Annotated in this window: 15 protein-coding genes; 9 read left to right on the top strand and 6 right to left on the bottom strand. The window is 60.1% G+C overall.

The features are described 5' to 3' along the window. Entirely contained in the window at positions 1-696 is a 696-nt protein-coding gene (gene urtE / locus ACXYMO_RS10260) for an urea ABC transporter ATP-binding subunit UrtE (protein ID WP_458878598.1), read from the top strand. A gap of 32 nt (positions 697-728) precedes the next feature. Here the strand turns inward: urtE and ACXYMO_RS10265 are convergent, their stop codons facing one another. The 3 genes from ACXYMO_RS10265 to ACXYMO_RS10275 form a co-directional block, all read right to left on the bottom strand. Continuing rightward, complete coding sequence (locus ACXYMO_RS10265; protein ID WP_458878599.1) at positions 729-1,553, bottom strand: NAD-dependent epimerase/dehydratase family protein; 825 nt, start codon at positions 1,551-1,553, stop codon at positions 729-731. Between the two features lie 30 nt (positions 1,554-1,583). Further along, complete coding sequence (locus ACXYMO_RS10270) at positions 1,584-2,789, bottom strand: NAD(P)/FAD-dependent oxidoreductase (protein WP_458879076.1); 1,206 nt, start codon at positions 2,787-2,789, stop codon at positions 1,584-1,586. Between the two features lie 148 nt (positions 2,790-2,937). After that, positions 2,938-4,413, bottom strand: a complete 1,476-nt coding sequence (locus ACXYMO_RS10275; protein WP_458878600.1) for a flavin-containing monooxygenase — start codon at positions 4,411-4,413, stop codon at positions 2,938-2,940. A 126-nt stretch (positions 4,414-4,539) separates the two neighbouring features. Here ACXYMO_RS10275 and ACXYMO_RS10280 point away from each other — a divergent pair, with 126 nt between their 5' ends. After that, complete coding sequence (locus ACXYMO_RS10280) at positions 4,540-5,334, top strand: TIGR03084 family metal-binding protein (protein WP_458878601.1); 795 nt, start codon at positions 4,540-4,542, stop codon at positions 5,332-5,334. 18 nt (positions 5,335-5,352) lie between these two features. Here the strand turns inward: ACXYMO_RS10280 and ACXYMO_RS10285 are convergent, their stop codons facing one another. After that, positions 5,353-6,213 carry a 2-dehydro-3-deoxygalactonokinase gene (locus ACXYMO_RS10285; RefSeq protein ID WP_458878602.1) on the bottom strand — a complete coding sequence of 287 codons (861 nt, stop codon included), beginning with the start codon at positions 6,211-6,213 and terminating at the stop codon, positions 5,353-5,355. Between the two features lie 228 nt (positions 6,214-6,441). Between ACXYMO_RS10285 and gap the strand changes: the two genes are divergently transcribed. The 7 genes from gap (at position 6,442) to ACXYMO_RS10320 (ending at position 15,298) form a co-directional block, all read left to right on the top strand. Next, positions 6,442-7,440, top strand: a complete 999-nt coding sequence (gap, locus tag ACXYMO_RS10290; protein WP_458878603.1) for a type I glyceraldehyde-3-phosphate dehydrogenase — start codon at positions 6,442-6,444, stop codon at positions 7,438-7,440. A gap of 430 nt (positions 7,441-7,870) precedes the next feature. Beyond that, positions 7,871-8,671 carry a sugar transferase gene (locus ACXYMO_RS10295; protein WP_458878604.1) on the top strand — a complete coding sequence of 267 codons (801 nt, stop codon included), beginning with the start codon at positions 7,871-7,873 and terminating at the stop codon, positions 8,669-8,671. Positions 8,672-8,739: 68 nt separating this feature from the next. Continuing rightward, entirely contained in the window at positions 8,740-9,663 is a 924-nt protein-coding gene (locus ACXYMO_RS10300; RefSeq protein WP_458878605.1) for a CpsD/CapB family tyrosine-protein kinase, read from the top strand. A gap of 57 nt (positions 9,664-9,720) precedes the next feature. After that, a complete protein-coding gene (locus tag ACXYMO_RS10305) occupies positions 9,721-10,983 on the top strand; it encodes a GumC domain-containing protein (RefSeq protein WP_458878606.1) in 1,263 nt (420 codons plus the stop codon). A gap of 159 nt (positions 10,984-11,142) precedes the next feature. Further along, complete coding sequence (gene xylB, locus ACXYMO_RS10310) at positions 11,143-12,594, top strand: xylulokinase (protein WP_458878607.1); 1,452 nt, start codon at positions 11,143-11,145, stop codon at positions 12,592-12,594. Then, positions 12,591-13,898 (top strand): xylose isomerase, encoded by a 1,308-nt coding sequence (gene xylA / locus ACXYMO_RS10315; RefSeq protein WP_458878608.1) that lies wholly within the window; start codon positions 12,591-12,593, stop codon positions 13,896-13,898. The genes xylB and xylA overlap by 4 nt, the downstream gene beginning before the upstream one ends. 101 nt (positions 13,899-13,999) lie before the next feature. Then, complete coding sequence (locus ACXYMO_RS10320) at positions 14,000-15,298, top strand: cytochrome-c peroxidase (RefSeq protein WP_458878609.1); 1,299 nt, start codon at positions 14,000-14,002, stop codon at positions 15,296-15,298. Here ACXYMO_RS10320 and ACXYMO_RS10325 read toward each other — a convergent pair. Continuing rightward, positions 15,292-16,833, bottom strand: a complete 1,542-nt coding sequence (locus tag ACXYMO_RS10325; protein ID WP_458878610.1) for a CRTAC1 family protein — start codon at positions 16,831-16,833, stop codon at positions 15,292-15,294. The two genes, ACXYMO_RS10320 and ACXYMO_RS10325, sit on opposite strands and share 7 nt — an antisense overlap. Further along, entirely contained in the window at positions 16,823-17,989 is a 1,167-nt protein-coding gene (locus ACXYMO_RS10330; protein WP_458878611.1) for an ROK family transcriptional regulator, read from the bottom strand. The genes ACXYMO_RS10325 and ACXYMO_RS10330 overlap by 11 nt, the downstream gene beginning before the upstream one ends. Between the last annotated feature and the right edge of the window lie 212 nt (positions 17,990-18,201).

Below are 18,201 nucleotides of genomic sequence, written 5' to 3' on the forward strand. Positions count from 1 at the left end.
ATGCTGAACGTCGAAAACCTGTCCCTGCATTATGGCAGTTCGCAAATCCTGTATGACATCTCGCTAACGGCGCGGACGGGCGAGGTGACATGCGTGATGGGCACCAACGGTGTGGGCAAGACCAGCCTGCTCAAGGCGCTGTCGGGCACGCATCAACGATCCTCTGGCGAGGTGACGTTCGACGGCAGGCCCCTGGGAAAGGTTTCGGCCCATGCGCTGGCCAAGATGGGTGTTGGATATGTCCCGCAGGGGCGGGATGTGTTCCCGTTGCTGAGTGTGCGCGAGAATCTGGAAACGGGATATGCCTGCCTGCCTGCGGCCGAGCATTTCGTACCGGATGAAATTTACGACTTGTTCCCCGTTCTCAAGGATATGCAGAACCGGCGTGGCGGGGACTTGTCCGGCGGGCAGCAACAGCAACTGGCCATTGCCCGGGCACTGATCACCAAGCCCAAGCTGCTGTTGCTGGACGAGCCGACCGAAGGCATTCAGCCCAACATCATCCAGCAGATCGGCGATGTGATCTGCTATTTGCGGGACAAGGGCGATATGGCGATCATTCTGGTCGAGCAGTATTTCGACTTTGCATACAGGATCGCGGATGATTTCGTCGTGCTGCGCCGGGGCGCGGTTCTGAAATCGGGGAGCAAGGATGCGCTTAGCCGGGACGAGTTGATGAACGCGATTTCAGTCTGAAAACGCGTTCGCCCCGGCGTTTGGCTGCGCAGTCATTTCTTGGGGATGTCGAGAAACTGGATGCCGCTGATGCCCAGATCGACCGAGGCGAATGGCCCGCCGTGGCACATCTGCGCCGGGTCCGAGGGGTCTGCCGCTGGAGCTTCGGCCAGGATTTTTGGGGCGAATTGCTCGGCGTTGTCCTTTGGGCGATAGCCAAGAAAGGACGCGGCAGAGTTGTCCACCGGGCTTCGGTCGTTGTTGGACACACCATAGAGGATGGCAAACCCTGTGATCGGGGTGGAAACCGATTGTTCCACCAGATGGATCAGGTCGTCGTAAGACAGCCATGACCCAAGCGAGCGCGTATTGGAGACCGGCGCACAGGAATAAATGCGCAGGCACACGGATTCGAGCCCGTATTTATCCCAGTACATGCGCGCCATATCTTCGGCGAAACACTTGGACAGGCCGTAAAACGTATCGGGGCGGTGGGGCAGATCGGCGGTGATTGCGGTTGTCTTGGGGTACATGCCGACTGCGTGGATCGAGCTGGCATAAACGATGCGGCGCACCCCGTGTTCATGGGCGGCGCTCCAGACGTTATAGGCCCCGACGATGTTGGATTGCAGAATGTCCTCAAACGGCGCCTCGTCCGGGATCGCGCCAAAATGAACGACCATATCCGTGCCCTCTAGCATCTTTGCAATGGGGGCGCGGTCGGACAGATCGGCCTGAACATAGGTCTCGTTTGCGTTCAGCGGCCCGATATCCTGGACCAAGTCGGTTGAAATCAGCGTGTCTGCCATTTGCGACAGGGGCTTTCGCAGGTAGTCGCCAAGACGTCCGGCCGCGCCGGTCAGTACGATCTTTTTCAATTCATCTCTCCTTGTCAGCTAGGGGGGCGGTCAGATCACCGCGCGTTCGGTCAGGGGCCGGTTTTCGGCAATCCGGTCAAAGTGAAATGGAGCGAGGTCAAGCGACCGGTATTCGCCAAAGGTCAGATACTCGGACAGTCCGCGCGCGAGGGCAGGGGATTGCTGTAAACCGTGCCCCGAAAACCCGTTGGCGAACAGAAAGTTGGTAACGCGGGGGTGCGGGCCGATGACGGCGTTCTGATCAAAGGTGTTGAAGGCATAATGCCCGACCCAGGAATTGATCAGCTTGATCGCTTCGAACTGGGGGATGCGATGGGCAATGGCCGGCCAGACCTTGTTTTCCCACAGGCTGTGATCGGGTGCGAAATCCGTGACATCGACGGCTCCGTCTACGTCCGGCGGACAGCCTGCCATGTAATAGATGCCATCGCTGCGCATATGAACGCCCGACGGGTCGATGGTCAGCGGCAGGTCCTGGTCCAGAGGTTTTTCCGCGGCGAAAACAAACGTGTGGCGTTTGCGCGGTTCAACCGGCAGGTCGATGGCTGCCATTTTCGCCGTCAGCGCGCCGCGCGGACCCGATGCATTTACCACGTGCCCGCAGGTCAGGGGTTCACCGGACGCCAGTGTAACGCTTTCAACCCGGTCACCGCCCTGGTTCAGCCCGATGGCACAGACCTCGTTCGCGATGAATTCGACGCCCTTCTTGCGTGCCATGCGCCGCCAACAGTCGAACATGGTCGCACCGTCGAAATAGCCCTCGTCAACCGGGTTGTGGTTGCCGGCAAGGATGTCGTCCAGATTGTAGAACGGGAACTGGCGGGCAATCGCATCCGCGCTCAGATGCCGGGTGCCTGCGCCCAAGGACTGCTGCAATTCCTGACGGGCCTGAAGCGTTTCGGCAAAGCTGGGCGTGTCGGCCAGATACATGTAGCCGAAACTGTGCAGCAGCAATTCCGGCACATCGGGATCGCCGCCCATCTGGTTTCTGAAATCCTTGATGTATGCGGCCCCGAACTGGGACACGCGGACATTGATCTCGGCGCTGAATTGCTGACGGATGCAGCTGTTGGTGTGGGACGTGGATGCGAATTCATACGTGGGGTCACGTTCGACGACCAGAATACGACCGTTGAAATCGGTGCTGTTGCTCAAAAACCAGGCCACGCCCGAGCCATAGATGGCCCCGCCGATAATGATGACATCATAGGTGCCGTGTTGCGGCGTCGCGATCATTCCGGCACTGCTCACATTGGGTTCCTTCGCCTGATGTCTATTTGAATGCGACCGATCCCCTCATTTGGCAAGCCATAGATTTCGCGCGCCGGATCGGGTGCGTCCGTTTGGGAAAAACCGTTTTCCCTGACCTGTCCGGCGGTTCGTTTCACGCTGAAATCGGGCGATACGTCAGATCCCGGTCATCGGGCGACCGCATTTCGCGGGCATAGGCGGCGGCGCTTCCGGGATAGAGGGTTTCGATGCGGCCGTCGTCGCGTTTGTACCAGCTGGAACAGGTCGTCGCCCAGACCGTCGTTGAAAGGTCGGCGTGTAGCTCCGCGTTGAACCGGTCTTGCGCGTCTTGGGTCACTTCGATGGCTTTCCCGTCTGCAACGCGGCCCATGGCGCCAAGGATCCAACGCACTGATTGTTCTATCATGAACACGACCGAAGTGGTTCCCACACCGCTATTGGGGCCGGTGACCTGGAAATAGTTCGGAAACCCGGCGACCATGACGCCGCGATAAGCTTCGACCTTGTCTTGCCAGGCCTCGCGCAGTGTCAGACCCGCGCGCCCGGTGACGTTCAGGGCGGTAAATTGGCCCTGAATGTCGAACCCGGTGGCAAAAACGATGGCATCGACCGGGCGTTCAGCGCCATCAACGGTTGCCACACCGGCTGGCGTGATCTGGTCAATCGGATCGGTGATCAGATCGACATTGCTCCGCTTCAACGCGGCATAAAAATCGTCCGACACCAGGATACGTTTGCAGCCCAGTTCGTAATCCGGGGACAGCTTGCGGCGCAAGTCGGGGTCCTTGACGGCCTTGGCAAGGTAGGCCCCGATCCGCCGCGAGAGCATATCCCGCCGCTTTGTGCTGTGGACCAATGGGAAAATCAGGACATCAAGACGTTTCATGATGAACCAGCGGTACAATCGCTGCCAAACGGGAAAGCGTTTGAAAACCCGTTTTTGCCGCTCGGAATAGGCGAAGTCGCCGCGCGGCGAGATGTAGTTGGGCGTGCGTTGATAGACATCGACCCGCGCCGCTGTTTTTGCCAGTTTCGGAATAACCTGAATTGCGCTGGCCGCGCTACCGATGACAGCGATGGTCTTTCCTTTTGGATCAAAATCATGATCCCAGAGGGCCGTGTGCATTGTCACGCCGCGAAACCCGTCGCGCCCGGGAATATCGGGCCAGGATGGCCGGTGCAGCCCGCCCATGCCATTGACCACGAACCTTGCCCGCAGAGTTTCGCCGCTGGTCAGGCGGACGTCCCACAGGCCGCTTGTTTCGTCAAAGACCAGGTCAGAGACCTCTTGCCCCATCCGCAGGTGCGGGCGCAGACCGAAACGCTCGACGCAATCGCGGATATACTCCAGAATTTCGGGTTGCGGGGAATAGAGGCGGCTCCAGTCCGGATTAGGCGCAAAGGAAAAGGAATAGAAATGGGACGGGATATCACAGGTCGCCCCGGGGTACGTGTTTGCATACCATGTCCCGCCGACATCATCGTGTTTTTCCAGGACCTGAAAATTCGTGATACCCTGTTCGCGCAGCTTGATTCCCATGCACACGCCCGCAAATCCGGCTCCGATCACGATCACATCCAGCGCCGTCTGGGCGGTCTCATTCTGCATCGCCTCGTCCCCTTCGCATTCTTCGCTGTGCCAGCCAGGGGCGAGCCTATCGCGGATCAAATCGCGTTGGAATATCTGCCTTTGGCGGGTTAACCTCATCCCAGCACAAAACATCGGGGTGTCCACATGAAGCAAGCTGAAGATTTTCGTCAGGAAAGCCGGGCCCTTGCTGACGTGCTGGAGCCTCTCTCGGATAGTGATTTCGACATAAAGACCCAGTTCAAGGGATGGACGATCGACGATGTGATCGGACATCTGCACATGTTCAACGTCGGTGCGGAAAAGACGCTTCAGGGGGATGCGGCCTTTGCTGATTTTTTTGCCCCGATTGCCGCGGCCCTGAGGCAGGGCAAATCGCTGCGCGAGGCGCAATATCCCTGGCTGAACGGTCTGCGCGGGCGGGCCCTGTTCGAAGAATGGCGTGAAACGGCGGACCGCACCGCAGACGCCTATGGCGGCGCCGACCCGAAACAACGGGTGAAATGGGCCGGACCTGACATGAGCGCCCTGTCATCGATTACCGCGCGCCAGATGGAAACCTGGGCACATGGGCAGGAAGTGTTCGACATTCTTGGCCTGGTCCGGACCGAGCATGATCGCATTCGAAACATCGCCCATCTTGGCGTTGCCACGTTTGCGTGGTCCTATGCAAATCGCGGCCTGCCTGTGCCTGATCCTGCGCCTCATGTTGAACTTGTCGCGCCGTCGGGGGCCGTGTGGACGTGGAACGACGCGCAGGCGGATAACGCCGTGCGCGGCCGCGCGGTCGAGTTTGCGCAGGTCGTTACACAGGTGCGCAGTATTGGTGATACGCAGTTGCAAACGATGGGTATAACCGCGCAGGGATGGATGGCCATTGCGCAATGCTTTGCCGGTCCGCCGGAAAACCCGCCAGCGCCGGGCGCGCGTCACAAGGTGTGACGGGTCGGGAATTGCGCTTTAGCTCAACATGCGCCACGCGGCAGTCAGCCCCGCCAGCGTTGCCCGTTTGGCATTGCTCCGGGTGACCGGCGCGCCCTGGGCCTCAAGCGCGGCAACATAGGGTGCCGCGTCAGTGGTGTCGCCGATGACCGCCAGTTGCTGGCCCAGCCAATAGGGCCGCGCCGCCGCGAGTTCTGCGCCCACCAGGAGCCCGGTCAGATAGGCGCGCGGGGACACGGGCGGTTGGTCCAGAAGGATCAGCGCGCGTAACTCGCTCAGCTTGGCGGCCAATCGGTCGGGCCGTGACAGGGTTTCCGTCAGCCCGGCATCAAAGTCTTGGGTGTTCCAGTCCGCCTCGGCCCATCGGCTGACAAAGGCATCGGTCTGGCCAAGCACATCGGTCAGAGCGCCGGTCATGAAGGTTTGAAAGCTTACGATTTCACCGGCACTGACAAGCGCCCAGCAGGTCGTTTCGCCCGGCACGCATATCACGCCGTCCCACCCCGGGTTGAGCGAGAGAAAACCGGAAATCTTTGTTTCCGGACCCCAGACCGCATCGGTGGGTGTTTCCTGGCGCAGTCCAGGCACTGCAAAAATCTTGATCTCGAAACCGGGCAGGGGGGGAACCTCGGCAATTGTCGTGCCCGGCTTGCAGGGAACGGATTGCAGCCGCTCGGAAGACCCCGGAAGGGCACCACATGCGACAAGCGCCGACGCCTTCGAACAATCCCAGTCGGCAAACAGATCGCGCAGCACGACCGGCACATCCTGGCCTGTCTCGGTGGCATGCGTCCTGTGATCCAGAACAGTTGTTCCGTTCATTGCCCATGCCATAACGCAACCCGGGGCCCAGTCCAGCGCAATCCAATCGGCCAGCATGTCAAATCTCCTGTCCAGCCGGGGGTTTTCCGTCGCCCGTGCCGTTGCTGCCGGGTGTGGTCATTATGCCGGTTGCTGTCAATCAGGGCCACATGGTTTGCGGGACTGTGGTGTGCAAAGTGCCTGAAAAACGTGAACAGCAAACCTCTGGCTTTTGCGGCAAAGCGGTGTTATTAAACGGCAATGTTAGCGCTATCATACCCCGAACACTGACCCGGAGGGCCAAACATGACCGTAAAGCTTGCCATCAACGGCTTTGGACGCATTGGGCGCTGCGTGTTGCGTGCCTGGATCGAAAGCAAGCGGGAAGATGTCGAAATCGTCGCGATCAACGATTTGGTGCCGACCGAAACCAACGCGCATCTGCTGCAGTTCGACTCGGTCCACGGGCGCCTTAACGCGGACATCAGGGTCGAAGGCGACAGGCTGATCGTGGACGGGCACGAAATCCGCGTTTCCGCCGAACGGGATCCGGCAAAACTGGACTGGGGCGATGTCGATGTCGCACTCGAATGTACCGGTATCTTCAATAGTCGCGAAAAAGCGTCGCTACATCTGAAAAACGGCGCGCAGAGGGTGCTGATTTCGGCCCCGGCGTCGGATGCCGACAAGACGATTGTATTTGGCGTCAATCACGATGTGTTGACCCCGGCGGATCGCATCGTTTCCAATGCGTCCTGCACCACCAACTGCCTGGCCCCTGTCGCCAAAATTCTGGATGACGCGTTCGGGATCGAAACCGGGTATATGACGACGGTGCACAGCTATACGGGCGATCAGCCGACCCTGGATACAGCGCACCGCGATCTTTATCGCGCGCGGGCGGCGGCGCTGTCCATGATCCCGACCTCGACCGGCGCGGCGCGCGCGGTGGGTCTGGTGCTGCCGCAACTTCAGGGCAAGCTGGACGGCTCTGCGATCCGGGTGCCGACGCCCAATGTTTCAGTGGTTGACCTGTGCTTCATGCCGACGCGAACGGCGACGGTGGAGGGCATCAACCAGGCTGTCGCCGAGGCCGCAGCATCGGGCCCGTTGAAAGGAGTACTGGCGGTGTCTGACCTGCCGCTTGTATCCTCTGATTTCAATCACGATCCACATTCGTCGATTTTCGCCACGCAACAGACAAGCGTCGGGGACGGCGGGATTGTGCGCGTGCTTAGCTGGTATGATAACGAATGGGGGTTTTCCAACCGGATGCTGGATACGGCAACGGCGATGACCGCGTGAAACCGTAACATCTGACCAAAATCAGCGTATCCATCAGAAAAGCAGGTGCCGTTGATCCGGTGATTCCCGGCCATCTGAGGGCGCGGATTTTCAACAATGCAGTGGATTCAAAGTGATTGGTTCCAAAGGCTGAGCGACATTCCCTTGGAATCCACCGAATTCGGGCGAAAACGCCCCGTTTTCGGCGAAATCTCTGCAAAAACTGTACCAATCGTTATCTTCAATTTAGGCCATTTCAAGGCGGCCACCTGCTGGGACGTACTGGCGTCATTTGAATGACAAAGGTTCAGCAGGATGTCGCCCGGCCTGGTGACCTTGACAGCGCAGCGGGCTTTGGCTTCGCAGGCTGCTTTGAGAGTTTAGGGTTGGACTGCTTGGGGGCATTTCGACGACCGGACCCAGGTTCGGGTAAGCGCCTTGGAGGGTGACTATGAAGGATTTTAACCATGATACGCTGCCAGCGAATTATGCCAATTTCGGCCCCGTACACAGCGCGCATGTCCCTTCAGTAGGCCGATTTTCGTCGGCCGTGGCAATTTCCGGCCATGCGAGTACTGATGCGCCCTTCAAGACGCTTGCACGAAAACCCGCCGCGCATAAATCCGCAAAACCCTCGCCGCACCGGTTTTACGCCTCGGTCGGAAAGCGTGTTCTGGATGTCGCCCTGGTGATCGCGTCGCTTCCTGTCTTGCTGCCTCTGGCTTTGCTGTGTGTCGTGGCGGTCATGCTGGATGGCGGGAACCCGTTTTACCGGCAGGACCGGCTGGGGCGGAACAACAAGGTGTTTTCCATCCTGAAACTGCGCACGATGGTGCCCAATGCCGACGCAAAACTGGCCGCCGTTCTGGCCAGCGATCCGGCGCTGCGGGCGGAATGGAACGCCACGCAAAAGTTGAAGAATGACCCGCGCATCACGCGCTCGGGTGCCTTTTTGCGGGCCACGTCGCTGGATGAGCTGCCTCAGTTCTGGAACGTGCTGACCGGCGAGATGAGCCTTGTCGGCCCGCGTCCCATGCTGCCTGAACAGTTGCCGATGTACGGCGATGCCGAACCCTATTTCGCGATGCGCCCCGGAATTTCTGGGCTGTGGCAGGTGTCGGCCAGAAACGAAAATAACTTTGGATACCGTGCCAAAGTGGACGCCGAGTATTTCTCGAATGTGTCGTTTCTGCATGACTTTCTCATTTTGGTGAAAACTGTAGGTGTCGTTTTGCGCCGGACCGGTTACTGAGACCGCCATAAGCATTCGCAATCCGCCAAACGCTTGAGCGTTGCACCCATTGGAACCAGAGGACTGACGTGCCCGGTGAAGACCAGACCGGCGGTCGTTCATCGCGCACCTCCGTGCGCGATGAAATGCCGTCAAAACAGAGCAAACCTGCGCAGAGCCGCCGGAATATTTCCGGCGGTGTGCTGAGCCTGCCCGGTGCCGCCCCGTCGCTGTTGCGCGCCCAGACGGGTGAGGGTGCGTCCGGTGGCAACGCGGCGGAATTGACCGCCATCGATCCTGCGGCGATGATCTGGCGCGCGTTGCGACGGGTCATGGCTGACCCACGCGCCCCCGTTCTGGGCGGTGAGGGGCTGGCTGCTGCGTCGGTCCGCGATCCGCTGACCCGGTCCTTTGGCCTGTTGCGCACGCGTTTGGTGCATCAGTTGCGCGAAAACGGCTGGTCGCGGGTGGCAATCGTGTCGCCCACGCCCGGCTGCGGCGCGACATTCACCGCGGTGCGTCTGGCGATGAGCCTGTCCCGCGTTCCGAACTGGCGTACCATATTGCTGGATCTCAACATGCGCCGCCCGGGCATCGCGGAAGAAATCGGCGTCCGCGCCGGGTGCAATACCAGCGATTTCCTGGCCGGCGATTTTGCGATGGATCGCTATCTGGTGCGCACCAGCCATGCACTGGCCGTCGGGCTTAGCCATCAGCCAAGCGACGATGCCGACGAACTTCTGATCGCGCAGCGGTCTGCGGATATTCTGGCCAAACTCGATCAAACCCTGTGCCCGGACGTGACCTTGTACGATCTTCCGCCGATGCTCGAATCCGACGACCTGCTGGCTTTCCTGCCCCAGGTTGACGGTGTCCTGCTGGTGGCGGATGCGACGAAATCATCCCCCGAGCACCTGCGTACCTGCCAACAGTTGCTGGCCGGACAGACCGAGATTTTCGGCGTTGTTCTCAATCACGGCCTGCCGTCGGATGTGATTGGCAACCATGTATAAGCAGCGCCCAATCCTGGAAACGGGTGGCGGTGACATCCGGATGCGGGCTGTCCGCTGATGGCACAGCGGCACCTACACCAGGCGTTCGCCGATCTGGCCGACATGCTGCGCAGACGCGGGAATGTCATGGTTCTGGTCTTCGTGCTGGGCTGCGTCGTCTCGCTTTTCTATGCGTTGAGCAGGCCTTATACCTATCGGTCCACCGAGATCGTCGAGATCGTCAGCCCGCACGGTGATGCCGCGCTGGCCACCCAGGACCCAGCCCAGCATCTGGAAAGCCGCATGGAGCTGCTGGAGCAGCGCCTTTTGGGCCGTCAGAACCTGATCGACATCGCCGAGGCCTATGACCTTTTCAGAGATGAGGCCGGGATATCGGCCGATGATCTGGTGGACCGGATGCGTCATGCGGTTCGGATTGAAAACGTCTTTATCAGGGAAACGCTGTCCGCTCTGAAAATCTCGGCCGATATGCCGGACCCTGAACAGGCGCGTCTTGTGGCGCAGGAACTGTCGCACCGGATCATAAACATGAACGCCAGTGTGCGGATCGAGCGGGCCCGCGAAATGTTCGAATTCTTTACCATTCAGGAAAAGAAACTGTTTCGGGACATGGCCGAAACCGAAGACATGATGGTGACCCTGCAAGAGACCGGCGGTGCAGGACTGCCGGGATCAGAAGGTTTGCGAGATGCGGAAATTGCATCGACCAAAGACGCAATTGACCAGATTGACCAGAACCGCGCCGAGCTTCAAACGCAGATTTCCGCGCTTGAGAAAGAAGGCCGGTCCGACGCGCAAACTGCGCAGCTCAATCCGTTGATCCAGCAGATGAACACGCTGAATGCGCAACGCAGATTGCTGAGTGACCGCAGGAACGAATTGGCAAGTTCCGAAGGCCCGCTGTTCGAAATTGCACGCGAGCTGACCAAGCTGGCGCGTCACAAGCGGCTTCTGGAGGACCAGATAGACGTGATTTCGGCGCGCCGTGGGACTGCGGAAATCAACTATCTCATGGAAACGCGCAGGCAGACGGAACGACTGGTGGTGAGCGAGCCGGCGTTTCGCCCGGACGCCCCTGTGTTCGACCCGCGTCGGCGCGCAATGCTCTGGGGCGCGCTGGTGAGCATGGTGGCCGCTTTTGCTGCGGCGCTGTTTCTTGATTGGCGTGCGCCCGTTGTGCGCAGCGCCCGACAGTTGGAACGCCAACTGGGGATCGCGCCGATCGTGGTGATTCCCAGTGTCGCGCCGCCAGAGGACAGGAAACCCTTGTGGCAAGTGTTTGCTGCAAAGCTTCGACAGTGGCGGGCAGGGACCTCCTGAATCGGTCCTGTCTCACCGGTATTTTCTTTTGATCTGATTTTTACGCGGCCAAAGGCCCCGTCAATGGCGCGCAAAAGACGGCCATTTCACGCGGCGAATTTATTTTAATTTGACACGAGAATTAAATCTAGGGACATTTGCCCGACGGGGGGAGATGACATGTATATCGGACTTGATCTGGGAACGTCCGGGGTACGGGCCTTGTTGGTTCACGGTGACGGAACCGTTCTCAGCAGCGCCGACGCCCCCGTGACCGTTTCGCATCCCCACCCGGGATGGAGCGAGCAGGATCCGCAGGACTGGATCGATGCCACCTGTCAGGCACTGACCAGATTGCGGAGCGCAGCCCCGAACGAGATTGCACAACTCAAGGGCATTGGCCTGTCAGGGCAGATGCATGGCGCCACCTTGCTGGATGAATCCGGTCAGGTCCTGCGGCCCTGCATGCTGTGGAACGATACGCGCAGCCATGATCAGGCCGCGCGGCTGGATGCCATCCCCGAGGTGCGCCGCATCAGCGGAAATATCGTGTTTCCCGGGTTCACCGCGCCCAAGGTCATGTGGGTCGCAGAAAATGAGCCCGAAGTTTTTTCACAGGTTGCCAAGGTTCTTTTGCCCAAGGATTACCTGTCATACTGGCTGACCGGTCAGCAGAAATCGGACATGTCCGACAGCGCTGGTACCGCATGGCTCGACACAGGCGCGCGCGATTGGTCGGCGTTTCTTCTGGATCAGTCCGGCATGCGCCGTGATCAGATGCCCGATTTGCTCGAAGGGACCGGCATTGTCGGCCCCATTCGTGCGGACCTGGCGGATGAACTGGCTATACCCCGGGGCGTTCAGGTCGTAGCGGGGGGCGGGGACAACGCGGCGTCGGCCTGTGGGGTCGGGGCGTTGAACGAAGGCGACGGTTTTGTCTCACTGGGCACCTCGGGCGTGTTGCTGGCCGCGCGGGATGGCTTTGCCCCAAGGCCCGAAAGTGCGGTTCACACGTTTTGCCATGCGATACCTGACACCTGGTACCAGATGGGTGTCATTCTGGCCGCGACCGACTGTCTGAACTGGCTGTCGCGCATTACCGGGAAAAGGCCCGCCGTTCTGACCGGCGCATTGGGCGATCAGATTTCAGCCCCCGGACGGGTGCGGTTCCTGCCCTATCTGTCCGGAGAACGCACACCGCATAACGACAGTGCCGCGCGCGGGTCACTTACCGGACTGGACATCGCCAGTGACCAAAGCGACCTGACACGCGCGGTTCTGGAAGGGGTGAGCTTTGCGCTGAGGGACAACCTTGAAGCGTTGAAATCAACCGGTGCCCGGCTGGAGCGGGTTCTGGCGATTGGCGGTGGGGCACAGTCGCGATATTGGGTCGAACTGCTTGCAACCATTCTGGATATGCCTGTGGACTTGCCAAAACAGGGTGAATTCGGTGCCGCGCTGGGGGCAGCGCGCCTTGCAATCTGCGGGGTGACAGGTGCGGACCCGCGACAGGTCATGACGAAACCCCCGATTGCGGAAACCATCGATCCGCGCCGCGATCTCAGCTCTGCCTATGCCGATGCTTATGCCGCATTTGCAGCAACTTATCCCGTGATGAAAGCCATACCATGACACATCCCTTTTTCGATCAGATCGCGCCGGTGCGCTTTGAAGGTGAAAACAGCGACAATCCGCTGTCATTTCGACACTACAACCCCGATGAAATTATCATGGGTCGGCGGATGGAGGAGCATCTGCGCTTTGCAGTGGCTTATTGGCATTCCTTCGCGTGGGAGGGCGGCGATCCCTTTGGCGGGCCGACGTTCGAACGCCCTTGGCATCCGCAGGACGATATGGCCCGCGCCAGGGTCAAGGCCGACATCGCCTTTGATCTTTTCGATATTCTGGGTCAGCCCTATTTCTGCTGGCACGACGCGGACATTCGCCCCGAAGGTGACAGTTTTTCTGACTCCTATCGCAATTTTCAGAAGATCATCGACTATTTCGAACAGAAGATGGACGGGCGCCACATCCGTCTGTTGTGGGGCACTGCCAACATGTTCGGCCACCGGCGCTGGATGGCCGGGGCGTCGACCAACCCCGATCCGGATGTCTTTGCCTATGCCGCGGCAACGGTGAAAACCTGCATGGACGCCACCAAACGGTTGAAGGGCGAAAACTATGTCCTGTGGGGCGGGCGCGAAGGGTATGAAACCCTGCTCAACACCGACATGGGCCGCGAACTGGACCACATGGGCCGGTTCCTGAACAAGGTGGTCGACTACAAACACAAGATCGGGTTCAAAGGCACCATTCTGGTCGAGCCGAAACCGCAGGAGCCCTCGAAACATCAATACGACTATGATGTCGCCACCTGTTACGGCTTTCTGCAGAAATACGGTTTGGAAAACGAGGTCAAACTGAACATCGAACAGGGCCACGCCATTCTGGCGGGGCACAGTTTCGAACATGAAATCGCAACGGCTTCGGCGCTGGGCGTGTTCGGATCGATCGACATGAACCGCAACGATTACCAATCGGGATGGGACACCGATCAATTCCCCAACAACACCCCCGAGGTTGCCCTGGCCTATTACCACATTCTGAAGGCGGGCGGTTTCACAACGGGCGGGACCAATTTCGATGCCAAGCTGCGGCGCCAGTCGATTGATCCGCAGGATCTTATTGCCGGGCATGTCGGGGCGATGGATGTCTGCGCGCGCGGGTTCAAGGCGGCGGTGGCCATGTATGAAGACGGAGGGTTGGATCAGGCGCTGGCCGACCGCTATGCGGGTTGGGATGGGCCCGAGGCCAAGACGATGATGGACAGCGATTTCGACAGCATCTTTGAACGGGTGATGAGCGGTGAGGTCGACCCCGCGCCACGGTCCGGCCGGCAGGAGCAGTTGGAGAATTACGTCAACCGGTTTGTCTGATCCTCGCGATCCGCCTAGGGTACATACGCGGGGTTTGCACCCTCGCAATGGCCCTGTCATTCAATCGTGGAAACGGCGCATCGCGCCACAAAGGAAGGTTCATGATCCGCGTTCTGCTCTGTTTTCTGTTTCTGCAGACTGCGGCCCTTGCCGATCCTCTGCCACAGGCAGACGCGCGGTTCCCTGCGGTTGATATCGAGCAGGCAAAACTGGGCCAGTTGCTGTTTTACGACCCCGTCCTGAGCGGTAATAAAGCCGTTTCCTGCGCCACCTGTCACCATCCGCGGTTCGGCACGTCCGATGGCGTGTCCCTCGGTCTGGGGGACGGCGGTATCGGGCTTGGCCCGCAGCGGCGCGGCGATCCGGGCAACGCCCCGGAACAGCGCATCGCGCGCAATGCGCCTGCTCTGTTCAATCTGGGGGCGTCCCAGTTCACCCGCTTTTTCCATGACGGACGGCTTGAGGTCGATGAAAGCCGCGCCTCGGGTATTCGCACGCCTCTGGGGGCGGATATGGAACAAGGGTTTGCATCCGCCTTGTCGGCGCAATCGATGTTTCCGGTTCTGTCGGGCGATGAAATGGCCGGTCACTATTCGGAAAATGACGTGGCACAGGCGGTGCGGCAGGGGCGCTTGACCGGGCCGGGCGGGGCGTGGTCGATCCTTGCCAAACGGGTTGCGGATATCCCGGAATATCGCGACCGGTTTCGGCAGGTGATCGGTGATCGCGACATCGGGTTCACCGACATTTCGGATATGATCGCGGGTTTTGTCGCGTTTGAATGGCGGGCCGATGATAGCCCGTTTGACAGGTTTCTGCGCGATCGCACCGCATTGCCCGAGATGGCCGCCAAGGGTATGGAATTGTTCTACGGCAAGGCGGGCTGCGCACGGTGCCATGCCGGGCAATTCCAGACGGATCACGGGTTTCACGCCATCGCGATGCCCCAGATCGGGCCAGGCAAAGCCGCCCGTTTCGAAAGACACACGCGCGATATTGGCCGCATGCGCGTTACGGGCGATCCGCGCGATGCCTATGCTTTTCGAACGTCGTCTCTGCGCAATGTGGCGCAGACCGCGCCCTATGGGCATGACGGAGCCTATGCGACACTGTCCGGGGTTATCCGTCACCATCTGGACCCGGTTGCCGCACTCAAACGGTATGACGCTTCGCAGTCCGTTTTGCCGGGTCGCCCGTTCCCGTCGGATTTGGCGGTGATGGCCGATATTGCGGAGATCGACGCCATTGCGGCTGCCAACACCTTGTCACCGATCAGTTTGAGCGATGCGGAAATCGAACAGCTGATCGCGTTCCTGCACAGTCTGACGGATGAGACGAGCCTTGTCGGGCGGCTGGGTGTGCCGGATGCCGTTCCAAGCGGATTGCCGGTGGATCAATAGGGCGAAAGGGTCAAGCCGGTGCCGGAGGGGGCGATGCGCAATCGCCGTGAGGTTTCGGTTTCCACCCAATCCGACACTACGTTGCCCGGCCAGACCACGCGCAGGCGGACCTTTTCCGCCGGACCAAGGCCAAAGTGTTCCGGCACGGCGCTACCGCCCGCATGACCGCCGCCGACGGTGATTTCCCGTAATTGACTTGGCCCCCTCCCGTCGTCGATTTCGATCCAGCCGCCAACCGCATGGGTGTTCGGGCCGGACTGGGCCAGCGACACTGTCAGCCAGTTGCCACTGGGGCGGGTGACGTTTCGATACAGCTCAATCGGGGCGCGGCGGTTCACGACCACGACGTCCAGCAATCCATCGGCGTTGAGATCAACGAGAGCCCCCCCGCGACCACGGTGCAGGCTGGCCAGACCGGCCGCACCGCCTCGTTCAACGAACTGGCCGTCGCGATTTTGCATCAACAGGTTGTTGGGATCGTCCATGGCGCTGTCGGGCATCTGCTCGACATTTCCCTTTGTCACGAAAATATCGTCCAACCCGTCGTTTTGTACGTCGCCAAAGGCCACGTGCCACCCGGTCGATGGGCGCCCGTCGCCGCCCAGATAGGGGCGCTGCGCCGTTGTTCCGGTTGCAAAGGGAGCGTCCTGAAACGTCGGTTGGTCGCCGACGCGGAACTGCAACCGCTGATCGCCCATCGAGGTCAGGAACACATCGGGTTTGCCGTCGCGGTTGACGTCGCGCGACGCGATGCCCATGCCCCAAAGCATATGGCGTTTCCAGCCATCCGTTTCGTCGAAAAGGCGGGGGGCATCGTCCATCCGCCACAGTTGTTCCTGACCCTGGTCGACATAGTAATGCCGGTCATTGCTGAGGCGCAGATCGGCCCGCCCGGTCCGCCCCCAGTCGCTGAACAGCATGGACAGAGGGCAATAGCCGGGCACCAGGCTGGTCGGGGGCTGATAGCGGGCCCCGTCAGGGCGATAGAGATGGTTCACATCGCAGGCGCGGAATGGACCCTTGGGATCACTGCGGTCGACATAGTTCCCAAAGGCGAGCGTGGGCAGAGTGTTACCTGTCTCCCACGTGGCGGAAAAAGCGGTGGTCCAGTGATCGCCAGAGGTGAACCCGATTTTGTCGAACGGGGTAAACGCGCAATCGGGCGCGCCGCGCATCAGCAGGTTCTCGCCCACCCGCAAAACGGCCAGATCAAAATGGCCGTCGCCGTCTATGTCGAGCGGATAGGCCCCTGTTACGCCGGTCAGGTTCAAGGCGTCCGGTGTGGCATCGGAAAATTTGAGGTCGCCGCCCGCCGTCTCGCCATTGAGCAGCAGCATTGCGGGATTTTCACCACCCGCAGCAAATAGCTCGGGCAGGTCATCCCCGTTGCAATCAAAAACCGCGACGCCGCCGCCGACGAAGTGTTCCCAGCCCCCGGCATAGACGTGCCGCGGCACATCATCGACCTTTGCGAAACGCGGCTCTGCGCTCAGCGGGCCTGCCACAAGCAGCAGCGCAAGCAGTTCAGCCCGCATGCCCGCCCAGCCCTTCGAGGGCGAGTTCGGACACCTGGTCAAGTGCATATGCCGCGGCCCCGCGCGCCCACATCAGGTTTCCCCATTTGTGAACGGCCACCTCGGGCGGGTCCCTGTCGACCTGAATGATGGATTTGCGCATCGCTTCGATCACCTCGGGGGAATAGAGGTGGTCGAATTTCATCTGTTCCCCGGCCAGAATAATCAGTTCGGGGTCGAAGATGTTGACCAGATTGGCAAGGCCCAAGGCAAACATGCGCCCGGCTCGGCTGACGATGCTTTTTGCGGTCGGGTCTCCCTTGCGCGCGGCGGCGAGCAGGGTTTCGATCCGATCGGCCGGCGGGGCGGACGGATCGGCGCCCGGGATGGTCAGCGCCTCGCGCACCAGGGCGTAATCGGCGACATAAGCCTCAAGACAGCCACGCTGACCACAACGGCACAGCGCCCCGTCGAGGTGCACCTTGGTATGGCCGAATTCCGCACCACAGCCCCGGGTGCCGCGATAAAGGTCTCCGCCGATGACCAGCCCCATGCCGACGCCGGATTCTATGGTCACGACGATGAAATCAGTATGGGTTTGACCGAGGCCAAAGTTTTTTTCCGCCACGGCAACCAGATTTGCGTCATTATCCACAAAGGCCGGGACGCCCATGTTCCGGGTCAGGACAGCCCCGAATTCCACGTTTCGTTCCGACAGGGACGGGGACCAATAGACAAACCCGCCCACGGCCTCGACAATCCCGGCGATGCCGACGCCCACGCCCGAGATATCGGCAAGTTGATGGCCGGCATTTTGCGCCAGTTGATCGACAGCCGTTTTAATGGCCAAGGCCAGATCATCGGGGCTGAGCACTGGGGCGGGCAGTTCGGTTTCCAGTTCCGCCAGTTGGGTGCCTTCGAAATCAAGAAGCACCAAGGACAGTTGGCGGTTCGAGACTTTGACCCCGGCAATCAGGTGCGCCGCGCCGCGAATCTTGAGATCGACACGCGGGCGGCCACGCCGCGTATCGGATTCGGTTTCATCGCGCGGGATTTCTTCGATCAGGCCATTTTGCAAAAGTTCGGCGGTGATCGTCGTGACGGTTGCGCGGCTGATCCCGGTCAGGTCAGACAGTTCAATGCGCGGAATCCGGCCCGCCTGACGTATCTGGGCCAACAGGCGCCGTCGTCCGTATTCTCTTTGCAAAACAGCCATTTAAAATTTGATACCCGCGTTCAACCTGTCCTTTTGCGGGGTCACAGTCGCCGCAGCAGGTGTTTCAGTCTTAGCCGTAAACGTGGCGCGGGTTTAGAGTAGACGAATTAATTTGATTTTCAAATTAAAATACATCACCATTTCCGGGCACGCCACCGCGGAGGACAAAAGAG

The organism is Arenibacterium sp. CAU 1754 (assembly GCF_054482635.1).

What these genes read in the sequence shown, in the direction of transcription:
- ACXYMO_RS10270 (WP_458879076.1), bottom strand. Translation starts at nt 2,789, where the DNA reads ATGATCGCGACGCCGCAACACGGCACCTATGATGTCATCATTATCGGC.
- ACXYMO_RS10285 (WP_458878602.1), bottom strand. Translation starts at nt 6,213, where the DNA reads ATGCTGGCCGATTGGATTGCGCTGGACTGGGCCCCGGGTTGCGTTATG.
- ACXYMO_RS10320 (WP_458878609.1), top strand. Translation starts at nt 14,000, where the DNA reads ATGATCCGCGTTCTGCTCTGTTTTCTGTTTCTGCAGACTGCGGCCCTT.
- ACXYMO_RS10295 (WP_458878604.1), top strand. Translation starts at nt 7,871, where the DNA reads ATGAAGGATTTTAACCATGATACGCTGCCAGCGAATTATGCCAATTTC.
- xylB (WP_458878607.1), top strand. Translation starts at nt 11,143, where the DNA reads ATGTATATCGGACTTGATCTGGGAACGTCCGGGGTACGGGCCTTGTTG.
- gap (WP_458878603.1), top strand. Translation starts at nt 6,442, where the DNA reads ATGACCGTAAAGCTTGCCATCAACGGCTTTGGACGCATTGGGCGCTGC.
- ACXYMO_RS10325 (WP_458878610.1), bottom strand. Translation starts at nt 16,833, where the DNA reads ATGCGGGCTGAACTGCTTGCGCTGCTGCTTGTGGCAGGCCCGCTGAGC.
- ACXYMO_RS10280 (WP_458878601.1), top strand. Translation starts at nt 4,540, where the DNA reads ATGAAGCAAGCTGAAGATTTTCGTCAGGAAAGCCGGGCCCTTGCTGAC.
- urtE (WP_458878598.1), top strand. Translation starts at nt 1, where the DNA reads ATGCTGAACGTCGAAAACCTGTCCCTGCATTATGGCAGTTCGCAAATC.
- xylA (WP_458878608.1), top strand. Translation starts at nt 12,591, where the DNA reads ATGACACATCCCTTTTTCGATCAGATCGCGCCGGTGCGCTTTGAAGGT.
- ACXYMO_RS10275 (WP_458878600.1), bottom strand. Translation starts at nt 4,413, where the DNA reads ATGCAGAATGAGACCGCCCAGACGGCGCTGGATGTGATCGTGATCGGA.
- ACXYMO_RS10305 (WP_458878606.1), top strand. Translation starts at nt 9,721, where the DNA reads ATGGCACAGCGGCACCTACACCAGGCGTTCGCCGATCTGGCCGACATG.